The following is a 22,662-nucleotide window of genomic DNA, read 5'->3' on the forward strand; positions in this document are numbered from 1 at the left end:
AATGCTCAAGCTCAAGCACTGTTCCTGCCTCTTTTTTGTTAAAATGAGCACTGCTTCGTCATGTATTTAACGAAAGAGATTGGTTTTAGCCAGTTCAACAATCTCGTCTCCGCGTCCGTTCAGCACGGCTTTCATCATCCACAGTGTAAAGCCTTCTGCTTGCTTAAGATTAATTTTAGGTGGCATGGACAGCTCCTGACGGTTCACCACCACATCTACCACAACAGGGCCGTCATGAGCCAATGCTTGCTGAATGGCATCCTCCAACATCGTAGGATCTTCAACCCGAATGCCCTTGAGTCCCATGGCTTGCGCTACAGTACCAAAATCAGGGTTAACCAGTTCAGTTCCGTTTTCCAGAAATCCGGCTGCTTTCATTTCCAACTCGACAAAGCCAAGAGCGCCATTGTTGAAAACAATAACTTTTACAGGCAGTTGATGCTGTTTTAGGGTGAGCAGGTCGCCCATCAGCATCGTAAGTCCGCCATCGCCTGAGAGGGCAATCACCTGTCGGTCAGGCTCAGTGGCCTGCGCACCGATTGCCTGCGGCAGTGCATTTGCCATCGTACCATGATTGAAGGAACCGAGAAGTCGGCGCTGACCGTTCATTTGTAAATAACGCGCTGCCCATACTGTGGGAGTACCGACATCACAAGTGAAAATAGCATTTTCCTCGGCGGTATCACTGATAACTTTGGCGAGATATTGCGGATGGATCGGCATATGACCTGGCTTACCAACCGCCAGATCGTCCAGCTCCTGGCGTACCTTGGCATAATGAGAGACGGTTTTTTCCAAATGCTTGGAATCATGCTCTGACGTTAAATGAGGAAGCAGCATTTCCAACGTTGCTTTTACATCTCCGCATAAACCATACGTCAACGGAGTGCGTCTGCCGAGATGGGACGGCTCTATATCTACCTGTAGGACAATCGCATCTTCAGGATAAAATTGTCTATAAGGAAAGTCTGTTCCAAGCATGAGCAGAACGTCACAATCCATCAAGGCATGGTACCCGGAAGAATACCCGATCAGTCCCGTCAATCCAGCATAATAAGGGTTGTCATATTCCAGATATTCCTTGCCTCGCAGAGCGGATACCATGGGAGATTTTAGCTTGTCACACAGCTGCATAAGCAAGTCGTGAGATTGAGCACATCCAGCGCCACATAGCAGCGTAATTCGTTTACCGTTATTCAAATATTCGGCCAGCCGGGAAATTTCAGAAGCGGACGGATGGACGACAGGTGCTGTGGGGTGATAGACATGTTCAGGGGTGGGTACCTTTTCCGCTTCCAAAGCTGCTACATCACCGGGAAGAACAATGACGGAAACACCTGAACGTGAAACTGCCTCCTGAATAGCCATGGTCACTGTTCTTGGAATTTGACGCGGTGACGTAATTACCTCACAAAAGTGACTGCATTCTCCAAAAAGATGCTCGGGGTGCGTAGCCTGAAAATATTCACTTCCGATTTCATCACTTGGAATATGAGCCGCAATAGCGAGTACAGGCACCCGATTTCGGTGACAATCATATAAACCGTTAATCAGATGCAGATTTCCGGGGCCGCTACTACCGGCACATACGGCAATACTGCCACTAAGATCAGCATCTGCTCCGGCTGCAAAGGCAGCCACTTCTTCGTGCCTTACATGAATCCATTCAATTTGACCATTGCTGCGAATGGAATCAACCATATTATTTAATGAATCTCCAACGATGCCATAGATTCGCTTGACCCCTGCATTGACCAAAACTTGTACAATAGTATCCGCGATTGTCTTCATAGATGCTCCTCCTGCCTAGTAAGTAGTGTTATCCTACCCGTGCTTTCTTGCGTCTATTCTGCTGAAATGTATATATGAACAAGGTCTCGGGAGAGGGTAATAGTTAGCCTTAACCGCCTTGGAACAGGTGCGAAACAACACATGAAGGACAATATACTTGCAGATTTTTATATAAACGTATATGTTAACGTGTTCATATTATTGTCATTATTATTTTTTAAAACTAAAAATATTGATAAAACTATTTTGTTAACGTGTGCATTATGATAAAATAACGGTGAAATCATTATGGTACTAGTGGGAGGCTACTCCGGATGAAACAAGTAGATGAATTAGACCAATTAAACAGAAAAAGCTTTATCATTACAGAACCGCATCGCGAGAGGGTACTACAATTCGGGGAAGGGAACTTCCTGCGTGCTTTTGTAGACTGGCAATTTGACAAAATGAATAAGCTGGCAGAATGGAATACAGGGGTTGTGATTGTACAACCGCAGCCAGGAGGTCTTGTGGAGAAACTTAACGTGCAGGATGGTCTTTATACGGTTATCCTTGAAGGAATTAAGGATGGGCAGGCCATGAAGGAACATACCGTTGTGGAGTGTGTCACCCGTGGAATTAATCCTTACGGTCCGGAATTTTTGGAGTATGAAGCGTTATCCCAAAAGCCAGAGCTGCGCTTTATTGTTTCGAACACGACGGAAGCAGGAATCGCTTATGCACCTGAGGATCAATTGGAAGATCGCCCGCAAAAAAGCTTTCCAGGCAAGCTGACCGCCTTTCTGTACAAGCGCTTTCAATTTTTTGAGGGCGATCAAAGCAAGGGACTGGTCATTATTCCGTGCGAACTCATCGACCGTAATGGAGACGCTCTCAAGGAAATCGTGCTGAAATATGCGAACCAATGGGAGCTTGGGGCTGAGTTTATTGTATGGATAGAGGAAGCAAATACGTTCTGCAACAGTTTGGTGGATCGGATTGTACCTGGTTATCCCAAAGACCGGATTCATGAAATCCAAGCGGAATTGGGTTACAAGGACGATTTGGTTGTTGTGGGAGAACAGTATCATTTATGGGTTATTGAAGGGCCACAGTGGCTTAAAGAAGAATTACCTGCTCATTTGGCCGGATTGAATGTACTGATTGTCGATGATATGGCACCATATCGTACACGAAAGGTGCGCATTTTGAATGGGGCCCATACGGCGCTTACACCTGTAGCTTATTTATATGGCCTGGATACGGTAGGGCAAGCGGTCGAGCATGATGTTATGGGCGAATATATCCAGTCATTGATTCGAGAGGAAATTATTCCGACACTGGACTCGCCAGCAGCGGAATTGAATGTATATGCCGACGATGTGATTGAACGGTTCCGTAATCCCTATGTAAGTCATTATGTCATGAGCATCGCATTGAATTCGGTGTCCAAGTTCAAGACACGGAACTTGCCATCCTTGCTCCAGTATGTGGCACAGCACAAGGCGTTGCCTGCCAAAATCGTATTTTCGCTGGCGTCCTTACTCGTATTCTACCGGGGAGACAGAAATGGCGAGTCGATTGCATTGGCAGACGAAGCGGAAGTATTGAGCACATTTGGCGAACTGTGGAGTACCTATGACGGAACTCTCGCCGGAGCGAAGCAATTGACTGAGCAGGTACTCAGCAAACAGACATGGTGGGGGCAAGATCTGAATCAGGTCGAAGGGCTGGCTGAACAAACAGCGCAGCACGTGTATGAAATTACAAGCAGAGGAATGAAGGAGACGCTCGATTCTCTAACCGGGAACAGCGTACCCGGAGCATAAGCAAGGAGGAGACTGGAATGCTGGAATTCATTCAAATTCATGATCAAGATAACGTGGCTGTCGCTTTGCGTGATTACAAGCAGGGAGAAACGCTGGCATGGGGAGCACAAAAAGAACAATGCGTGGAGCTGGCCGAGGATGTAGCGCGTGGGCACAAAATTGCGCTACAGGACATACCTGAAGGTGGGCATGTCCTGAAATACGGATATCCCATCGGTCATGCCATTCAGCCCATTCAGGCAGGTCAGCATGTGCATACGCATAATACGAAAACGAATCTGACAGGTGTGGAGGAATATACTTACAAGCCTAAGCCAGCTCCTCATATATATGAACAGGAGAGTCGGACGTTCCAAGGATTTCGGCGAAAGGACGGTCGTGTAGGGATTCGCAATGAGTTGTGGATTGTGCCGACGGTCGGCTGTGTGAATGGAATTGCCGAACTCATTTTAAATCGTTTTAAGCAGGAAGTGGGAGATATCTCACCTTTTGAAAATGCACTTGTGCTCAAGCATAACTATGGATGCTCTCAATTGGGCGACGACCATGCACATACGCGCACGATTTTGATTGATGCCGTGAAACACGCAAACGCGGGTGGCGTTCTGGTACTTGGTTTGGGCTGTGAGAACAATGAAATGAAAGAATTCAAAGAAGCCATCGGTGAATACGACTCGGAGCGGGTGAAGTTTTTGCTTTCCCAGGAGGTGTCGGATGAAGTGGAGGAAGGGGTAAAGCTGCTCCATGAAATATTTGCGGCCGTGCAAGAAGATCGACGGGAGCCTGTACCTTTGTCTGAGCTGAACATCGGCTTGAAATGCGGTGGATCTGACGGCCTGTCGGGTATTACTGCCAATCCACTGCTTGGGCGTTTGTCGGATTATATGGCAGCACAGGGTGGAACGACCGTACTGACGGAGGTGCCCGAAATGTTCGGCGCGGAGACGATTTTAATGGAACGCGCTGCCGATGAGCAAGTATTTGATAAGATCGTACATTTGATTAACGATTTTAAACAATATTTTCTGGATTATAAGCAGCCAGTATACGAAAATCCGTCACCAGGCAATAAAGCAGGGGGCATCACGACACTGGAGGATAAATCACTGGGCTGTACGCAAAAATCCGGGTCTTCCACGGTCACCGATGTCATTCAGTACGGGGAGCGTCTCAAGACCAAGGGACTTAATCTGCTCAGCGCGCCGGGGAATGATCTGGTTGCTTCTTCAGCTCTTGCTGCAGCGGGCTGTCAGCTCGTCATATTCACAACCGGGCGTGGCACGCCTTTTGGCTCCTTCGTTCCGACAATGAAAGTGTCAACCAACTCGCCGTTATATAAGGCTAAACCTCACTGGATTGACTATAACGCTGGTTCACTGGTGGAGGATGTCAGTATGGAAGAGGCGCTACGCAACTTTGTCGATTACATTATCGATGTAGCCAGCGGAACCTGGGTGAATAATGAGAAAAACAATTTCAGGGAGCTTGCTATTTTCAAAAATGGCGTTACGTTGTAAAGGGGTTGTAACCTAAAGGAGGCGGATGGATCCGCTTCCTTTTTTGTGTTTGAATACTTCTAAATACGCTGTTAAACTTACTGCAAAATATACTATATGGATATTCGCATAAGGGGGAAATACAGTGCAACATAAAATTATTGCTTATCGGGAAGAAAATCATGATCAACTCGTAGATATTTGGCATCGGGCAGTACGCCAAACGCACACATTTTTGTCTGAAGAAGACATTCAATTTTACCATCACATCATAAGTAACGGCGCTTTAAGAGAACTTGAAGTTTGGATGGAGTGTACGGTACTTCAGGAGCCGATAGGGTTTATCGGGCTGGACGGGCAGAAAATAGAAATGCTGTTTGTCGACCCTGAATGGCACGGACAGGGCACAGGCAGCCGACTCATCCAGCATGCTGAAAAAATAAAAGGGACGCACCTCAAAGTGGATGTGAATGAGCAAAACGAGAAGGCGCATGCTTTCTACAGACATTACGGCTTTGTACCAACAGGACGATCTGCGCTGGATGGATCACGCCGGGCATTCCCTTTGCTTCATATGGAACTGAACAAATGAATGCTCTATAGGCATCTACATTTTGAAAATTGGAATATATTATAATTTCCTTGCCACATGTCTGATTTTATGATATAACTTAATTACGCAATAAATACGTAATTAAGTTATTTTTAGTTGGAATATAGATCATGTTTTGTTTGATGAGTACAAAAGTCGGACAAGGAGGTGGGGAGGGTGGATGATCTTGTTCACTCCGACATCACAGATCTAGACACACTTGTTAACATGATTAAGCTGTCCTTTTCATTTATGGATAGTACCAATATGATCGCTTTATGCGACCAGCTGTATTCCCATGTCAACCAGAAGTATCAGGAGTTGCAGCTCTACAAAGCGTGCAAGAAACCTATACAACCCATACATACCAAACGGCCGTTAGTCTACTACTACGGCTACAGTCATCTTATGAAAGGCATGGCCTTCCAAAAACAAGGCAAGTATGAGGCCGCTCGAGATTGCATTGAAAAATATGCAGAGTTAGGCTGGTTTAATGGTCTCGATCCGTATGGAGAAGCAGAAGTGGAATATTATCGCCATGCTGCAAGAGCCAATTTATATGCTCTTGATATTTTATCGGGTCGTTCCGAGGTATTGCAGGAATACGTTCAATTTCTTCGTGACAATCCAGAAGAACTGTTACCGGGGCTTCTTTCCATTGTTGAGGGAGCGGCCAGACACGACTATCCTTTAGAGCGTGTGCTTGAATCATTTGCCGAACAAATTGAAGATTTCAAATATTTTGAAGAGCCTGTGAATGTATCCTATTATTTTCGCTTCTGCTATCAGCTGGCTCTTTATTATATAAAGCTGCGACAGTTTACGGTTGCGTTGGGCTATATTCTGCAATCTCTCAAGCTGTCCGATACCCTGGGTATGGAACATGAGCATGAGTTTAGAAAATGTACTGCTATATTTGAGATTTTCAGATCCCAAGCTACAGCAACACAGCAAGACCAATATATAACGATTCTGAAAGGAGTGTTAAAGGATGAAAAAATTGATTTCACGGCCGCTATCGCTCAGTCTGTTTAGTTTGCTGGTGTTTGTTACTAGTCATGATCTCATCACTGTGTTTTATCATGGAGCCAATCATTAATAAGGGAAAATGGTAGAAAATTAGTTGTTTTAATTAACCCAATAGCAAGTAAGCTCATTAAGATCAGGGCTTGCTTGCTATTGGTTTTTTTTGCGAGGAATATTTAGGCAGTGGTAGGCTTGTGCAACAAACTTTGTTCTAATGGATGCAATGAAATCCTTGTCTGTTGGTAAACGGGGAATGTTTCTTCCGTACTGTATGATCCAATCTTTAACGCTGCGTCCAGTGCCCGTAGCAAGGAGCCCACGAATTGCTCTGGCGAAAAGTAAATACTTTTCCCGACCATATGAATGTGAAGCTCGTTATGGTCACGGTTGCTTACAGACAGCAATAAACCTTGACCCTGAAAACCCGTACCGATTGCACGTATTTTGTTTATACTCGATAGCAGCATTTCCGTTTTCAGCGCACGTCCTTGTTCCTCTACAAACACAGATATCAGCCGTTTGTCTGTAACGATAACAATTTGGTTGCCCTGAAACGTATGGCTAAGGTGCAGGAAATCTTTATACACTCCAATAGTCTGCTCATGCGGAGAAACAATCCCCATTCGTACAAACTCATCCAACTCTGTGACGTCAGGCTCCTGATGATTTTTAATTCGTTTTTTGATACTGAACTGAATGGTCAAGATCCCCAAGATAGCTATAAGAAAAGCACTAAGACGGACGTGATATATAAAGAACATTAGGACGATAAAGCCGCCGAGTATCCATTGTCCCCAAGTCAAATAACGCAGCTTTTGCTGTGCCGTACGGCGATAATAACCGTATCCCTTTCCCGGTCGATACTCTTTATTAAACTTCGTCATACCACGCATCATGGTTAATCCATAGATTGATAAGACTGTCATTGCGAGTCCCAGAAGCGCCATAAACCATTCCTCAGCTGCAATGCCAACTAAAGTACACAGGCCAAACATGATGAGCCCTGCCCAGCAGGCAAACCTTTTTATCCGAACCTGTTTCTGAATCGAACGAACCAATTCTTCCATTCTTAATCCTCCTGATCTAGGTCATAGGTAATGATTGGAATTCTATATAGTCTTATCGTACCATCTGATAGTTTTTTTTGTGAATTAATAGATATAGAAAATCCAAAGGCTGGAAGAAACTTTTTACGTATTGTCCTATCTCCACCTGAACTTTAGACACCAAAATCAAAAAATCAAGTACTACTCATTAGAAACAAAAGCCCCTAAAATAATAAATGTAAGTGCTTACATTATAGAGAAGGGAGGTCTTCTGTATGAGTACAGGATGGAAAAATCCACAACCACAACCACAACCACAACCACAACCACAACCACAGCCATCGGTTCGATCGGGGAGATGGACGTCACTAGCCCGCAGATGGGGGGGGCAAAAACATTTGCAGACCATGGCACTACTTGGAGTGGTATGGATGATTATTTTCCATTACATTCCGATGTACGGCATTTTGATTGCTTTCAAACATTTTGACATTATTGGTACTATATCAAGCGCACCATGGGCGGGGTTAGAGCATTTTCGCGCCTTCTTAGAGGATGATAACTTCTGGTACATTGTCAAAAATACACTGGGTATTAGTCTGCTCAAGCTGGCGATCGGGTTCCCGTTACCTATTGTATTTGCTTTGTTTCTGAATGAAATCCGGTCTACGCGGTTCAAAAAATCCATTCAGACCATTTCGTATCTTCCTCATTTTCTGTCATGGGTCATTCTTGGCGGGATTTTAACCACGTGGCTGGCAGATACCGGATTGATCAATCAACTGTTACTAGCTTGGGGCTGGATCGACCAGCCGATTAGTTATTTAGCGGAGCCGGGCTATTTTTGGACTATCGTCGTCAGCTCGGATATTTGGAAGGAGCTTGGATGGTCAGCCATTATTTATTTGGCAGCAATGGCGGGCGTATCTACGGACATGTACGAAGCGGCCACCATTGATGGAGCAGGACGGTTTCAGAAAATGTGGTATGTCACACTTCCTGCGATCAAGGGTACAATATCCATTTTGTTTATTTTAGCGGTTAGCGGCATATTGAACTCCAACTTTGATCAAATTCTTGTCCTGCGTAACTCGCTGAATGAGAGTGCAAGTAATGTAGTTGACATTTATGTGTATCAGGTGGGCATTCAGCAGGGACGTTTTTCGTATTCTACTGCGGTAGGATTGCTGAAATCGGTTCTTGCTCTCATTTTGCTGCTGATAGCCAATTCTGTAACCAAACGGATGAATAATACCTCTCTATTTTGAAGGAGGACGGATGTATGCAGCTATTGCGACGCAGAACAGCAGGCGAAGCGATATTCGATTTATTTAACAACGTTTTTATGCTGGTCATTTGTTTTGTAACGTTATATCCCGTGTGGTATGTGCTGGTGAACTCCTTTAACGAAGGGGCAGACGCAATGCGAGGCGGCATTTACTGGTGGCCGAGACTCTTTAGTCTCAGCAGCTATCAGGCTGTATTTGCCAACAGCGGCATTATGACTGCGATGGGAGTAACGGTCGCCAAGACGCTAATCGGCACGATTGTGCATGTGTTTTTTACCGCCATGATTGCATATGCATATTCCCGTAGAGAGCTGATCGGGCGCAAGCTGTATATGCTGATCGGCACCATTACCCTGTTTTTTGGTGGGGGCTTGATTCCAACGTATTTGCTGATTCGTGATCTCGGGCTACTGGACAGCTTTTGGGTGTACATTATTCCTGCGATGTTCAGCTTTTTCGACCTTATTATTTTTATGGCTTTTTTTCGGGAACTGCCGGATGCACTGGAGGAAGCGGCGAAAATAGACGGAGCCAACGATTTCGGCATCTTTTGCCGGATTGTGCTTCCTGTATCCATGCCAGTAGTAGCGACAATTGCCTTGTTTCATGGGGTGTACCAGTGGAACGATTATTTTACAGGAATGATCTATATCAATAATACGGATCTTCAGCCGATTCAGACGTATTTGTACCGGGTTGTTGCCCAATCCAGCTCTAATCAAATGATGTCTGCCGCACCCGGGATTGTCGCCCAGTCCGTTACTTCACAATCGATCAAGCTGGCGACGATGGTCATAACGACTTTGCCGATTGTGCTGGTATACCCATTCCTGCAAAAATATTTTGTCAAAGGGCTAATGATTGGCTCGGTTAAGGGCTAGCACATCATCTAAGGGGGAGATTTATGATGAACATTCGTAAATGGCAAAAGGGGCTGTTGGCTGTTGTTCTGCTGGTAGGACCGCTCGTGGGATGTACGTCCGGTGGCAATGGCACTGCCACGGAATTGAAAGATGAGAAGACAAAGGCTACGGCAGATGCGCCGGGCTGGAAGGCGGATACAGAGCCGATAACGTTTGACTGGTATTTGAATTTTTCCTGGTTCCCGAACAAGTGGGGGACGGATATGACTTCGAAGTATGTGACGCAAAAGACTGGAGTCAGTGTTAATTTTATCGTACCCGCAGGAAATGAAAATGAAAAACTGAATACCATGCTCGCCTCGGGCAAACTGCCTGATTTTGTCACGCTCAGTTGGGGAGAAGATGCAATCAAAAAAATGATCGAGGGCAAGATGGTGCTCCCACTTAACAAGTTGGCCGAGAAATATGATCCATATCTGATTAAAGTGGCAGACCCAGCTAAAATGTCATGGTATCGTCAAACAGACGGGAATGTATATGGGTATCCTAACGCGTCCTCTTCACCGCAGGATTACCAAAAATACGGCCAAAATTTTGTCTCCAATCAAACGTTTATGGTTCGTAAGGATATGTACGAGGCGATTGGCAAGCCGGATATGAGAACACCGGAAGGATTTTTGAAAGCGCTTCAAAAGGCGAAAGAGAAATTTCCGGAGGTGAACGGTCAGCCGCTGATCCCGATAGGGTTCCACGAATTTACGGATAACGGAAATTATTCTTTTGAAGACTATTTACTTAATTTTCTTGCCATTCCTCACGAGAAGGGCGGAAAACTGTATGACCGTCGTTCGGACGAAGAGTACATTCGCTGGCTCAAAACATTCCGCCAAGCCAATGAGCAGGGCCTGATCGCCAAGGACGTATTTATCGACAAACGTCCGCAAATGGAAGAAAAGGTGGCACAGGGACGGTATTTTGCCATGCTATATCAGCGGTCTGATTTTGCTACACAACAGGTGACATTGCATGCGAAAGATCCCAACTCCGTCTACATTGCAGTGGATGGACCTTCCAACAGTAAGCTAGAGCCGCCAACGCTGGCTGGGCCAGGCATTTCCGGATGGACAGTGACACTTATTTCGAAGGATGTGAAAGACAAGGAGCGGGCTATTGAATTTCTGACTTATCTGATTAGTGAGGAAGGGAACCGTGATCTGTATCTGGGGGAGCAGGGAAAGTTGTGGGATACAGTTAACGGTAAGCCAGCCTTCAAGCCAGAGGTACTGGAGCTGCTGAACAAGGATCGCTCTGCTTTTGACAAAAAGTATGGCGCCTCCTCCACCTTCTGGATGCTGATGGATACAAATATGAGTTTGCAGTGGGCGCCGCCCAGCGTCGAGCCGTATAAGCAGCCGGAAGATTGGACGAAAGGCAAGACCCACAGCTTCTCCCAATATGAAAATATCAAACCGACCGGAACCTCGGCAGAAGGCATTGCGTCAGGCCAGATAGACAAAATTTGGGGCAAGGCATTACCGAAGCTGTTGCTGGCTTCCTCGGATGAGGAGTTCGATCAGCTGTTTGCCCGCTTTTTGGAAGACCGCAAAAAAGCAGGCTATGACAAGGTATTGGCTTATCAGCAAAAAGCCTATGAGGAAAACATCAAAAAAATGGAACAGTTCACGAAATGATCTCGTTCAATACTTTATTTATTGAATGCTAAGGATGTGATTTCATGTCAGGCCGTGTACGTTCACAGATGAAGAGCCTGCTGCGCCGCCACATATGGCAGTGGCTGACGGATACGGCCGATCAGCTAGGCGGTTGCTCTCTTCAAGTCAAGCTCATTGTCGCTTATATCGGAGTCATTTTAATCCCGGTTGTAGTGTTCTCGCTTTATACCTTTCATCAATTGTACGAGAACACCATGCACGACATTACCGTACAAAATCAGTATGTACTCGATACAGAACTGGCCCAGATTCACAGTAATATGGAAATTATGGAGCGGACCGCACAGCTTGCGATTTCAGATCGCAACGTACTTCATTATCTAACCGAGGAACGTGAAATAAGCAGCGATGAGCTGGTTCAATTTAACTTAAATGTGTTTCCCAATTTACAGCACTTGCTCTACAGCAATCCCAACATTGAGAATATCCGGCTGTATACAAATAATCCCCAGGCCCATGAAATATGGCCCATGATTTTCAATGAATCACGCCTGCCTAAAACTTCCTGGCTGACAACAGCTCAACATCAGCAAGGAAGAATATGGTGGGATATATACAAGGGACCTAAAAGCTTATTGCAGGGGCAAGCAGGGCAGGAAAATGAAGCGGTACAGTATATGGCATTGCTGCGTGAAATTCAGGCAAGCGGAGGAAGACACGCAGGTTTGGTGGAAACCAATATGAGGCTAGAGCTCTTTTCGCCTAGAGTATTTGGTACCCCACCACGTGATTATGCATGGCAAATGTTCATTCTAAACGCCGAGGATTCCATTCCAAACGGTGGAAAATTAGTGTCTTCTACCGATATAGCTACAGCTTCCATTCAGCCTGATCCCATTCCGATCCCTCTGTCCCATGTGCACCATCTGTTACAGTCCCGCGTTCAGGGACAGGGTGGTGCTTTTGACTTTACCTATGGGAATAAGCCTTATCTTGGTTTGTACCGTTATATAGAAGGGCTGGATGCCTATCTGCTAAATATAGTGGCGCTGGACGGTCCGCTGAGTGACCTCCGTCACAAACGCAATGCCATGCTACTCATTATTTGTATATTGATATTGTTAATGTCCGTCATTTCTTATACCTTGCATGCTCTTATTCTCAAGCAGCTGCATACACTGCGTGAATCTATGAAAAGAGTACAGAAGGAGGGCGACTTTCAGCTTACAATCCCGGTATATGGGCGGGGAGAAGTCGCGGAGCTGGCTCTATATTTTCGCAGTTTGCTAAGTCGGATTAACGTGCTCATTGCTGAGGCTGTACAGAAGCAGGCCGCTGCTCAGGAGGCAGAATTGCAAGGACTCAAGCATCAGATTGATTCCCATTTTCTATATAATACATTGGAAAATTTAAAAATGATGGCGGAGATGGAACGACAATATCCGCTGTCAGATGCTCTCACTTCCCTGGGTTCGATGATGCGCTATAATCTTCAATGGTCCCGGCCGTGTGTTGCGTTGCGCGATGAAATTCGTCATATTCAGCATTATGTGGCCATTATGAACATTCGCCATGACAACCAAATTGGGCTGGACATCCGCCTGTCGTCAATGTTTATGGAACTGGAAATGCTGAAAATGTCGCTGCAGCCTATAGTCGAAAATGCAATAAAGCACGGTTGGAGTACATTGCGAAGACCATTCCTCATCACCATTGAAGCCTACTCCAAGCAGGATATCGTTGAATTGCGTATACAGGATAACGGAGTGGGGATATCTGAAGAAAGAAAGAATGCCATTATGGCTGGTCTGATGCATTCGGATATGGATTCCTACGAGCCCGGAATGCATGGAGGGATCGGCTTGTATAATGTGCATCGCCGTTTGAGTATGCAGTATGGCGTAGGTTATGGCATTAAACTGGACAGCATTCCCGGCCAATCGACGACAGTAACCCTGATTTTGCCTAGACGTCATATCACGAGGGGGGAGGACTATGACGACCAAGCTGTTGATTGCGGATGACGAAAAGAACATTCGAATGGGGCTTCAAGCCATGATCGAACGGGAATATTCCGGTCTCTATGAATGCGTGCTGGTTAAGGACGGAAAGGAAGCCTGGCAGCATGTAATGGAGTTTTCACCCGAGTTGGTGATAACGGATATCCGTATGCCGGTTATGGATGGAATTATGCTGATGCAGCATATTCGCAAGCTGGAGCCAAGAGACAGACCTTTGGTGATCATTCTTAGTGGATATGACGAGTTCCAATATGCGCGTGAAGCGATTCGCTGCGGAGCACGGGAGTATTTGCTGAAGCCGATCGTGAGGGAGGAGCTGTTCGGTGCGCTAGCAGTTTTGAACGAAGAATTGCAGCAACGGAACTCTCTACTAAACGATCGTGTTGATAGCGGGGAGATAGATAGACAGCCTAGCAGAACGGACGTTGCTAGTGCGATTGCTGATAGAAGCGGCAGCATGACGCGAGCAATCCAGTACATCCATGCTCATTTCAGCGAGGATTTGAACATGGCGGTAGTATCCAATTCAGTATCCTTGAATTATACGTATTTTAGTCAGGCATTCAAAGCCTATACAGGTCTTAGCTTTGTTCAATATTTAAAGAGGCTGCGCATTGCAGAAGCCAAAAAGCTGCTGGGGCGTCAAGAGGGCAAGATTTATGAAATTGCGGCTACTGTGGGCTTTGACAATGCCAAGCATTTTAACAAGGTGTTCCGTGAACTGGAAGGGATGTCTCCGCAGCAGTTTCGATTGAAGAATCTAGGGGGTAATTGAAAGTGAGGATGGAGAAAACTTCACTGCCTTTTTACCCTTATCCTGATATAATGAATGAAGGTAAACATAACCATGGCCTTCGATAGTTTGTACACATATCAGATAGACGCCTAACGGAAGGGGATAGCATATGGTTATTTATGAAACGGATCAAGCTTATATCATGACGACGCAGCATGACCATGCCCATATTTCAGGTGAGTTGGCTTCACAGTGGGAAGACAGTGCCTTTAAGAATAGACGCCATAAACAGGATTTTATATATGCAGCGAGGGAGCATGACCGGGGATGGATTAGGCTGGACGCTGCTCCTTTCTGGAATGATTATGTGTCAGCACCTTATACGTTTATCGATTTTCCGCTTAGTCCGCGTTTTGTTTTTTATCGTCTTGGGATTGATGAAGTCGAGCAAGAGAATGCGTATGCGGCGTTGCTGTGCAGCTTGATGTACAAGGAGCTCGTCGGACGGACCGAGCATGAAAAAGCTCAGGACAAGCAGATTACGCATGCTTATCAAGAGGCAGAGGAACAGCGTCGCCAGAGGCTCAGACAGGAGCTGACATGCGGCGTAACCTTCGAACATCAAGTGCGGACGGATGTACGGAGAATGTTGTTTTGCGACGAATTAAGTCTGTTTTTATGCAGCCGAGAGCCGGGTACCCCTACAGCAGATTATGAATGGTTTGCTGAAGGGTTGAGCTTCCCGGCTGTTCGTCATGAAAGCGAACGGGTTCGGGCTGAGTGGTTATCGGATCAGACGGTAGGTTTGTCCTTTTTTCCTTTCAAGGGCAATGTAGAGATTACTCATACCTTCAAGAAGGTGAGTAAAGAGAACATTCGTACCTCGGGTCTTCTAGAAGCGTACCGTTCCTCCGAATGCACGCATCGAACCTTTACCATTGAACATATCATGGAAGTAGAAGAACAGAAGGAGAATGCTTGACCGTCTAATCATTCAGCCTCGAACCGATGTGTTGTGCGTTGTTCGTGGTTGCAGAGCAGCGTCAAAGCAGAGCCTCCCTGAACAATTATTCAGAGAGGCTCGCGTGTTTCTTGCTTTAAAATTTAACGATTACGATTTTGCAGATGTTTTTGCACGGTTGACCATCGTCTGTACCTTATTCAATACCTTATCGCGTGCTCCTTTATTTTTCATCAGATACGTTACACCCATTCCCAATGCTGCTACTACCCATTTTTTATTCTTCATCAATAACGCCTCCTTATGATCATGTTGTCATACGCTAATGCCTAAAAAGCATCCAAAATGTGAAATGATGAACGGGATTTTACGATTTAGTGATTCCTTGCACTTGTTCCGCATAACTATGATTTACCCTTTCCATCACATCTTACCCGTTCCCTTGGTAATGAAACGATTACGACTGTCTTTTCACGTTTAATGGATATTATCAAATATCCTGCCACAATGGCTTCAGACGCACATGACAGGGAGGTCTTTGTTATGAGAAAGAAGGAAGTGGTTGCCATGCTGCTCGCCGGCGGACAAGGCAAAAGACTCAAAGGACTGACCCGCACACTGGCCAAACCAGCAGTATTTTTTGGAGGAACTTATCGTATTATTGATTTCCCTCTCAGCAATTGCTCTCATTCGGGAATAGACACCGTGGGCGTATTGACCCAATATGAGCCGTTGGTGCTTCATTCCTATATCGGCGTAGGCAGCGACTGGGATTTGGATCGCCTGGATGGAGGAGTTTTCGTTTTACCACCGCACGAGAAAGAGAATGGAAACAACTGGTATCGGGGCACAGCGGATGCGATTTATCGGAACCTGCATTTCCTAGATCAGTATGACCCGGAGCATGTGCTCATTTTGTCAGGGGATCACATTTATAAAATGGACTATAGTCGAATGCTCGACTACCACAAGGAAAAGGGAGCCGATTGCACCATTTCTGTCATCAATGTCACGATTCAGGAGGCCCAACGATTTGGGATACTGAACGCCGATGAGGACCTGAGAATATACGACTTTGAGGAGAAGCCTGAACAGCCGAAAAGCACACTGGCCTCTATGGGTATTTATTTATTCAAATGGGATGTGTTGCGTCACTACTTACTGGAAAGCGCAAGTGATTCTGAATCTTCACACGATTTTGGCAAAGACATCATTCCGCTATTGCTTCAGCATGGCCGGTCGCTGTATGCGTACCCGTTTGCTGGGTATTGGAAGGATGTAGGCACAATTCAGAGCTTGTGGGAATCTAATATGGATCTTCTGGTTCAGGACCCGCCGCTAGATCTGAATGACCCGTTCTGGCGCATCTATACCCGCAGCCCCAATCAGCCTGCCCAGTATATAACCCAACGGGCGATCCTGAAAAACAGCATCGTAAATGAAGGCTGCATGGTGGATGGAGAAGTAAGGCACTCCGTACTGTTTTATGGGGTTGAAGTCGGTGAAGGGAGCGTTATTACCGATTCTGTCATCATGCCGAATGTAAAAATCGGACGCAATGTACGTATTCATCGGGCTATCGTAAATGAGAACATGGTTATTGAAGACAACGCAGTCATTGGACCTGAAGATAGTCTGGATGAGATTATTTTGTTCGATCAGGAAAGCCAGCTTCATGCACGAATATAACTCGGATAAGGACGGTGTCCGCTATGAGCCGACTCATTGGAGTGATCAACCTGGATCACGAATTGGATCAATTGAAGGAGTTGACTTATTTTCGGTGCGGGGCCGCCGTACCCTTTGCTAGTCGATATCGGCTCATTGATTTCACCTTATCCAATATGATGCATGCAGGGGTGCATGATATTGCACTGTTTATCCGCCGCAAATACCGTTCGTTGCTGGATCATTTGGGTGAAGGTCGGCCATGGGATTTAGACCGCAGAAGAGGCGGGTTGTTTATTTTGCCACCGGACTGGAACGATCCGACGGACACATCACGTGGGGATTTGCAGCATGTGCACAACAATCTGGACTTTTTCCATCGCTCATCAGGGCAAACCATTGTTCATGCAGGAACTCAGCATATCAACAAGGTTGATATAGAGGATGTATACCGATATCATCTGGAGAAGAACGCGGATGTCACCCTCGTATACAAACCCATACACCAGCTCGAAACGGAGCATGCACCGTGTGTACGGCTGGAGATTGATGAGAGCGGACGAGTGACCGGTATTCATCAGGAGCAGGATCATCATAATATTTATCTAGAAATGTTTGTGATGGACAAAAGCTTGTATCTGGATCAGGTAAAGCATTGCATTGCTCATCAGGATAGTCATTTCTTTCGCGATGCGATTCAGAAAAATCCAAGTGGCCTGCGCATCTACGCGTATCGCTATGATGGTTATCATGCAGTTATTAATTCCATTGAAAGCTACTATAAAAATAGCATGAAACTGCTGGATCAGGAGCAATATCAAGCTCTGTTCCAGAATCAGCCGGTGCATACCAAAATCAAGTATGAAGCCCCGACTCGTTATACGTACAGCGCCGAGGTGGATCATTCCCTTGTTGCCAATGGCTGCACCATTGGGGGAAAGGTCGAGAACAGCATTCTTTTTCGTGGCGTGCGGGTAGAGGAGGGCGCGCGGGTAAGCAACTCGATTATTATGCAAAAATGCGTCATCCGTAAAGGGGCAGTTGTGCAGAATGTGGTTTTGGATAAGGACGTGCAGCTTTCACCGGATCGAACTCTGATTGGCGACATTAGAGTTCCCTATGTGATTGCCAAGAATAGCGTGATTTAATAGATCATACTTAGCCATAAAAACGGAATTAACAGGAGGTACAACTTTGTTCAGCAATAAAGAAGCATTTAAGCAGGCTTTTCGAGAGCAACTGGTCGGAAGGCTGGGTAAATCGATGCAGGAGGCTCAGTCGGAAGACGTATATAAGGTTTTGGGTGGCATGATTCGTGAACAAGTCGGCAAGAATTGGGCCGAAACAAACCAAGCCTACAAAGAAGGACAAGAGAAGCAGGTTTATTATTTTTCACTGGAATTTTTAATAGGTCGTCTATTGGGCAATAATCTACTGAATTTGGGCGTATTGGATATGGTTCGACAGGCATTAGGGGAATTGGGCTGGGATCTGGAGGAAATTGAAGCACAGGAAGCGGATGCTGGGCTAGGCAATGGTGGTCTTGGCCGTCTGGCGGCTTGTTTCATGGACTCATTAGCATCCCTTGGCTATGCAGGACATGGCTGCGGAATTCGATATAAATATGGTCTGTTTGAGCAGCGTATTGTGGACGGAAATCAGGTCGAACTACCGGATTACTGGCTACAGAAAGGGAATGTATGGGAGGAACGCCGTCCTGACAAAAAGGTCGAGGTTCATTTTTGGGGACGCGTGGAAACCCGTGAACAAGATGGACGTCTTGTGTTCGAGACACGGGATGCCGAAACAGTCTGGGCTGTCCCTTACGATATTCCGCTGGTCGGCTATGGTCATGCGCAGGTAAACACGCTGCGGATTTGGAGTGCGGAATCCGCGCTTGATCCCGTTCGAGGACCAATTCGAGGAGAGGGCGGTTATTACCGCTTTCTCGACTACAATCGATCAGTAGAATCCATCTCGGCCTTTCTCTATCCGGATGATTCCAATTATGAGGGCAAGCTGCTTCGCTTGAAGCAGCAGTATTTCCTCTGCTCGGCTGGATTACAGAGTATTTTGCGTACGTTTGAGAAGCTTCGTTTACCTTACAGCCAGTTGCCCGATAAAATAGCACTGCACATTAACGATACCCATCCGACGCTGGTTATACCGGAACTGATGCGTATTTTGATGGATGTGAAAGGCTTGGGGTGGGATGAAGCGTGGGATATTACGACACGGGCCATTTCATATACGAATCATACGATATTAAGTGAGGCGCTGGAACAATGGCCCGTCAACATGGTGAGAGAACTGCTTCCTCGGATTTACTTGATCATTGAAGAAATGAACAAACGTTATTGCGCTATGCTATTAGAGCGTTATCCGGGTCAGGATATCAAAATTGGCGAAATGGCGATTATTCACGGTGAACAAATTCGCATGGCTCATTTGGCTATCGTCGGCAGTTATAGCGTTAACGGAGTGGCTGCATTGCATACGAAAATTTTGAAGGAACGAGAGATGAAATCATTTCATGAACTATATCCTGACCGGTTTAATAATAAAACAAATGGGATTGCCCATCGCCGTTGGCTGATGCACGCCAACCCGGAGCTGGCAAGCTTGTGTGATGAGACGCTCGGTGTACGCTGGAGAACCCATCCACGTGAGCTCATCGACCTGCTTCGTTACAGTGAGGATGAGGCGTTCCAAAAACGAATTCAGGCGATTAAGCAAAATAATAAGATCAGGCTTGCTGAGCATGTATTTGCAAAACAGGGTGTTCGACTGGATACATCCTCCATTTTTGATGTGCAGGTCAAAAGGTTGCACGGATATAAGCGACAACTGCTCAATATTTTGCATGTGATGCATCTATACAACCAGCTCAAAACTAATCCTGCACTGGATGCAACGCCACGCACATTCATTTTTGGTGCGAAAGCAGCCCCCGGTTATTTTCTCGCCAAACAGACGATTAAGCTCATTAACAATGTGGCAGACACCATCAATCGGGATATAGATGTCAAGGACAAGCTGAAAGTCGTTTTTCTTGAAAATTATTCGGTCTCGTTGGCGGAGCTGATTATTCCTGCGGCGGATGTCAGTGAACAGATTTCTACGGCAGGCAAGGAAGCATCAGGTACAGGCAACATGAAATTTATGATGAACGGCGCACTGACTCTGGGCACATTAGACGGTGCTAATGTTGAAATGCACGAAATGGTAGGCGATGCCAACATGTTCATTTTTGGATTGAAGGTAGATCAGATTGAGGACTATTATCAGAATGGACAGTATTCGGCACGCAAAACAGCCAACAGTGATGAAAGATTGCGTGAAGTGCTGGATCAACTGGTGAATGATGCTCCTTTTACGCGGCATGAACGGGAATTTGAGGCCATTTATCAATCCCTGATTGATCATAATGATGAATACTTTGTGCTTAAAGATTTTGCCGCTTATGTAGATGCGCAGGCTCATATTGAGCAGGTGTACCGGAATCCCTCGGAGTGGACACGACGTGCTATTGTAAATATCGCTCATTCTGGAAAATTCTCCAGTGATTGTACAATCCAGCAATACGCGACAGAGATTTGGGACCTTGTACCTTTATCGAGCGATGTCAATAAGCGAATTGTGTTCTAAAATAGCGAAACAGGCGGAATAGCATTGCTTTTCGAACGCTGAGGGTTATAATGACAGTATAGACTAAGTAAGGATGGGAGTTGTTCGACCTCATTCCTGAACTTGAATACGTACTGTTGAAGGAGTCCTCCTATTGATAAAGTTCAATCCGAAAAGGCTCAAACCTCATAAATCAAAGAAGAAATACAACGTGTTTCAAAATATATGGCGGGCAATTCGTCTGAATTTTATCAAGCTGTTGCGCGCCCCTGGAGGAGTTAAAAAGATCTCTTTGGGCTTCGCCATTGGCTTTGGTCTGGAAATGATCGTGATTTCCACGGCTTCTCTGGTATACCTCGTGTTTTATCCGATTGTTCGGTTGTCTGGTGGTTCGCTGCCTGCGGCCATTGTGGGAAACGTTGTAGGCAAGCTGACCTTTTTGCCGATTGTACTGATGCCATTCGCCAAGCAACTGGGAGCTTGGATTTATCCATCACATTATCCGGTGCATGTCAGGGGCGGTCGACTTCACGAGCATTCTTTTATGGAGCTTTTTCACGGCAACTGGTCTGTATTCAGAGACCTACTGCACGGAGGTCTCCACATCCTGATCGGCATGTCCATTTTCGGTATCGTGCTGGGTATAATTTCGTATTTTGTCATTCAGGTTTTGTATAACCGTTCGCTGCACAAACGGTTGGAAAAACGGAAGCTGCGTCATGGCGCAGGATTTTCGCCTACCCGATTGCTGAAGAATGGATAATTTAATGCAAAAGAAGAAGCTCCTTAAGCCTATCTTGTAGGCCTAAGGGGCTTCTTCTTTTGGATTTATGCAACTTTTTACTTTTGTGGCACGTCTAAGGATTATGTGTACTTGTATCCTATGAGTATTTATAGACACAGGAGGAATCGACGAAATGAACAAATGGAATTCTATCACAGCTACAGTCGCAGCACTCTCAATCCTGTTGGGAACGGCTCCAGTTGTAATGGCACAGCAACCCGCTGCTGCCACAACCACAGCTTCAAATGCACAAACTTCTGTTAACCTGGACCCGACCGCCACTAAGCGTCTGACGGATGTCCTAAACACATTAGCAGGGAAACAAACGATAGAGTTTACAAGTGCGGACACTGACGCATGGACGGTTTACGGTACCTTGAAAGGGACAGCAAATGCAGATTTCATCCAAAATTATGATTCCAAGAAAGGAATCGTGCAGTCCACCAGCATCATTTATAAGGCCGCTGATATGGATAAGGTGATGCCCCCTAATTTGCGCAGTAAAGTTGCGTCATTCCTGAAAACATTCGATACCGATAAAGTTTTCAAAATAGAGGCCATCTGGCGTGTATATTCCCCGATTGACGAAGGAGGATTCAAAAATTACTGGGTGCTATGGGGGAAAAACCAAAGCATTTATATTCACCTTGATCAAGGAAATAAAATAACGGCCAGTTTTTTGTATTCACTCAAAGACGTTAAAGCTGCCCTGACCAACAAAGCGAACCGTTCGCTAAAAACACTGGGCATTCCTACAACCAAACCGTTTGAATATACGCTTCGTCAGCAGGAGAAGAACGATACCGTCTGGCACTTCAGGGATGAGGATGATATAAACAGCGTGCAGATCGGCGTGAAAACCGGTAAAGTATGGGCTGTAAAAAATGAGTATGGCAAGGACTGGGATGGAGATAAGGATTTTGCCAAAGCATTTGCCAAGCCCAAGCTCAGCAAAAATCAGGCACTTTCAGCCGCCAAGTCGAAAGTACAATCCTTTTTTGGAATTAATCTGAAGGGATATATTGTGCAAATAAAGAAAAACGAATATACATTCTTGAAAAAAGGTGCAGCTACCGTTGTGGGGAAAATCAATAAAAAGGGCGTATTCTACTCACTGGAAGCTATACCTGCAAATGGAATTAGAAATTAAGTAAAAGGGATTTCATAAAAAGCGTATGATCTGTAAAAGAGTCGTACGCTTTTTAGCAATCATTTTTATAATATTCGCTTCTGCCGCTCAAATCGTTTACAATACGTGTGCATACAACACTGGACGAAAGG

The 22,662-nt window shown here is 45.6% G+C and carries 18 protein-coding genes; 15 read left to right on the forward strand and 3 right to left on the reverse strand.

What is annotated here, in order from left to right:
• Positions 1–66 precede the first annotated feature (66 nt).
• Positions 67–1,791, reverse strand: coding sequence for a ubiquinone-dependent pyruvate dehydrogenase (poxB, locus tag PPM_RS10740; protein ID WP_013370864.1), 1,725 nt, complete (start codon positions 1,789–1,791; stop codon positions 67–69).
• A 314-nt stretch (positions 1,792–2,105) separates the two neighbouring features.
• On the opposite strand from poxB, the gene PPM_RS10745 reads away from it, so the two are divergent.
• The 4 genes from PPM_RS10745 (at position 2,106) to PPM_RS10760 (ending at position 6,722) form a co-directional block, all read left to right on the forward strand.
• Positions 2,106–3,599, forward strand: a complete 1,494-nt coding sequence (locus PPM_RS10745) for a tagaturonate reductase (RefSeq protein WP_013370865.1) — start codon at positions 2,106–2,108, stop codon at positions 3,597–3,599.
• Positions 3,600–3,616: 17 nt separating this feature from the next.
• On the forward strand, positions 3,617–5,116 hold the full coding sequence (locus PPM_RS10750) for a UxaA family hydrolase (RefSeq protein ID WP_013370866.1): 1,500 nt from the start codon (positions 3,617–3,619) through the stop codon (positions 5,114–5,116).
• A 124-nt stretch (positions 5,117–5,240) separates the two neighbouring features.
• Complete coding sequence (locus tag PPM_RS10755) at positions 5,241–5,687, forward strand: GNAT family N-acetyltransferase (RefSeq protein WP_013370867.1); 447 nt, start codon at positions 5,241–5,243, stop codon at positions 5,685–5,687.
• A gap of 177 nt (positions 5,688–5,864) precedes the next feature.
• Complete coding sequence (locus PPM_RS10760; RefSeq protein WP_013370868.1) at positions 5,865–6,722, forward strand: hypothetical protein; 858 nt, start codon at positions 5,865–5,867, stop codon at positions 6,720–6,722.
• Between the two features lie 167 nt (positions 6,723–6,889).
• On the opposite strand, the gene PPM_RS10765 is transcribed toward PPM_RS10760, so the two are convergent.
• On the reverse strand, positions 6,890–7,780 hold the full coding sequence (locus PPM_RS10765; RefSeq protein WP_013370869.1) for a hypothetical protein: 891 nt from the start codon (positions 7,778–7,780) through the stop codon (positions 6,890–6,892).
• Between the two features lie 254 nt (positions 7,781–8,034).
• Here PPM_RS10765 and PPM_RS10770 point away from each other — a divergent pair, with 254 nt between their 5' ends.
• The 6 genes from PPM_RS10770 to PPM_RS10795 all read left to right on the forward strand — a co-directional run bounded on the left by PPM_RS10770 (position 8,035) and on the right by PPM_RS10795 (position 15,323).
• Positions 8,035–9,027, forward strand: coding sequence for an ABC transporter permease (locus PPM_RS10770; RefSeq protein ID WP_013370870.1), 993 nt, complete (start codon positions 8,035–8,037; stop codon positions 9,025–9,027).
• Positions 9,028–9,041: 14 nt separating this feature from the next.
• Entirely contained in the window at positions 9,042–9,929 is an 888-nt protein-coding gene (locus tag PPM_RS10775; RefSeq protein ID WP_013370871.1) for a carbohydrate ABC transporter permease, read from the forward strand.
• A 26-nt stretch (positions 9,930–9,955) separates the two neighbouring features.
• The gene (locus PPM_RS10780; protein WP_043885936.1) at positions 9,956–11,602 is read left to right on the forward strand and encodes an extracellular solute-binding protein; all 1,647 of its coding nucleotides are present in this window, start codon (positions 9,956–9,958) and stop codon (positions 11,600–11,602) included.
• A gap of 44 nt (positions 11,603–11,646) precedes the next feature.
• Positions 11,647–13,608, forward strand: coding sequence for a sensor histidine kinase (locus PPM_RS10785; protein WP_013370873.1), 1,962 nt, complete (start codon positions 11,647–11,649; stop codon positions 13,606–13,608).
• Positions 13,580–14,380, forward strand: coding sequence for a response regulator transcription factor (locus PPM_RS10790; protein WP_013370874.1), 801 nt, complete (start codon positions 13,580–13,582; stop codon positions 14,378–14,380). Before PPM_RS10785 ends, PPM_RS10790 begins: the two co-directional genes overlap by 29 nt.
• Before the next feature lie 130 nt (positions 14,381–14,510).
• Positions 14,511–15,323 carry a DUF3891 family protein gene (locus PPM_RS10795; protein WP_013370875.1) on the forward strand — a complete coding sequence of 271 codons (813 nt, stop codon included), beginning with the start codon at positions 14,511–14,513 and terminating at the stop codon, positions 15,321–15,323.
• A 129-nt stretch (positions 15,324–15,452) separates the two neighbouring features.
• On the opposite strand, the gene PPM_RS29620 is transcribed toward PPM_RS10795, so the two are convergent.
• Positions 15,453–15,590 (reverse strand): hypothetical protein, encoded by a 138-nt coding sequence (locus PPM_RS29620; RefSeq protein ID WP_013370876.1) that lies wholly within the window; start codon positions 15,588–15,590, stop codon positions 15,453–15,455.
• 255 nt (positions 15,591–15,845) lie between these two features.
• Between PPM_RS29620 and PPM_RS10800 the strand changes: the two genes are divergently transcribed.
• The 5 genes from PPM_RS10800 (at position 15,846) to PPM_RS10820 (ending at position 22,531) form a co-directional block, all read left to right on the forward strand.
• Entirely contained in the window at positions 15,846–16,991 is a 1,146-nt protein-coding gene (locus tag PPM_RS10800; RefSeq protein ID WP_013370877.1) for a glucose-1-phosphate adenylyltransferase, read from the forward strand.
• Positions 16,992–17,014: 23 nt separating this feature from the next.
• Positions 17,015–18,118 (forward strand): glucose-1-phosphate adenylyltransferase subunit GlgD, encoded by a 1,104-nt coding sequence (glgD, locus tag PPM_RS10805; protein ID WP_013370878.1) that lies wholly within the window; start codon positions 17,015–17,017, stop codon positions 18,116–18,118.
• A 46-nt stretch (positions 18,119–18,164) separates the two neighbouring features.
• Positions 18,165–20,618 (forward strand): glycogen/starch/alpha-glucan phosphorylase, encoded by a 2,454-nt coding sequence (locus PPM_RS10810; protein ID WP_013370879.1) that lies wholly within the window; start codon positions 18,165–18,167, stop codon positions 20,616–20,618.
• Between the two features lie 133 nt (positions 20,619–20,751).
• Positions 20,752–21,360, forward strand: coding sequence for a DUF2062 domain-containing protein (locus tag PPM_RS10815; RefSeq protein ID WP_013370880.1), 609 nt, complete (start codon positions 20,752–20,754; stop codon positions 21,358–21,360).
• A 154-nt stretch (positions 21,361–21,514) separates the two neighbouring features.
• A complete protein-coding gene (locus tag PPM_RS10820) occupies positions 21,515–22,531 on the forward strand; it encodes a hypothetical protein (RefSeq protein WP_013370881.1) in 1,017 nt (338 codons plus the stop codon).
• Positions 22,532–22,662: the final 131 nt, after the last annotated feature.

Origin of the sequence: Paenibacillus polymyxa M1 (assembly GCF_000237325.1) — a bacterium.
Lineage (GTDB): Bacteria > Bacillota > Bacilli > Paenibacillales > Paenibacillaceae > Paenibacillus > Paenibacillus polymyxa_C.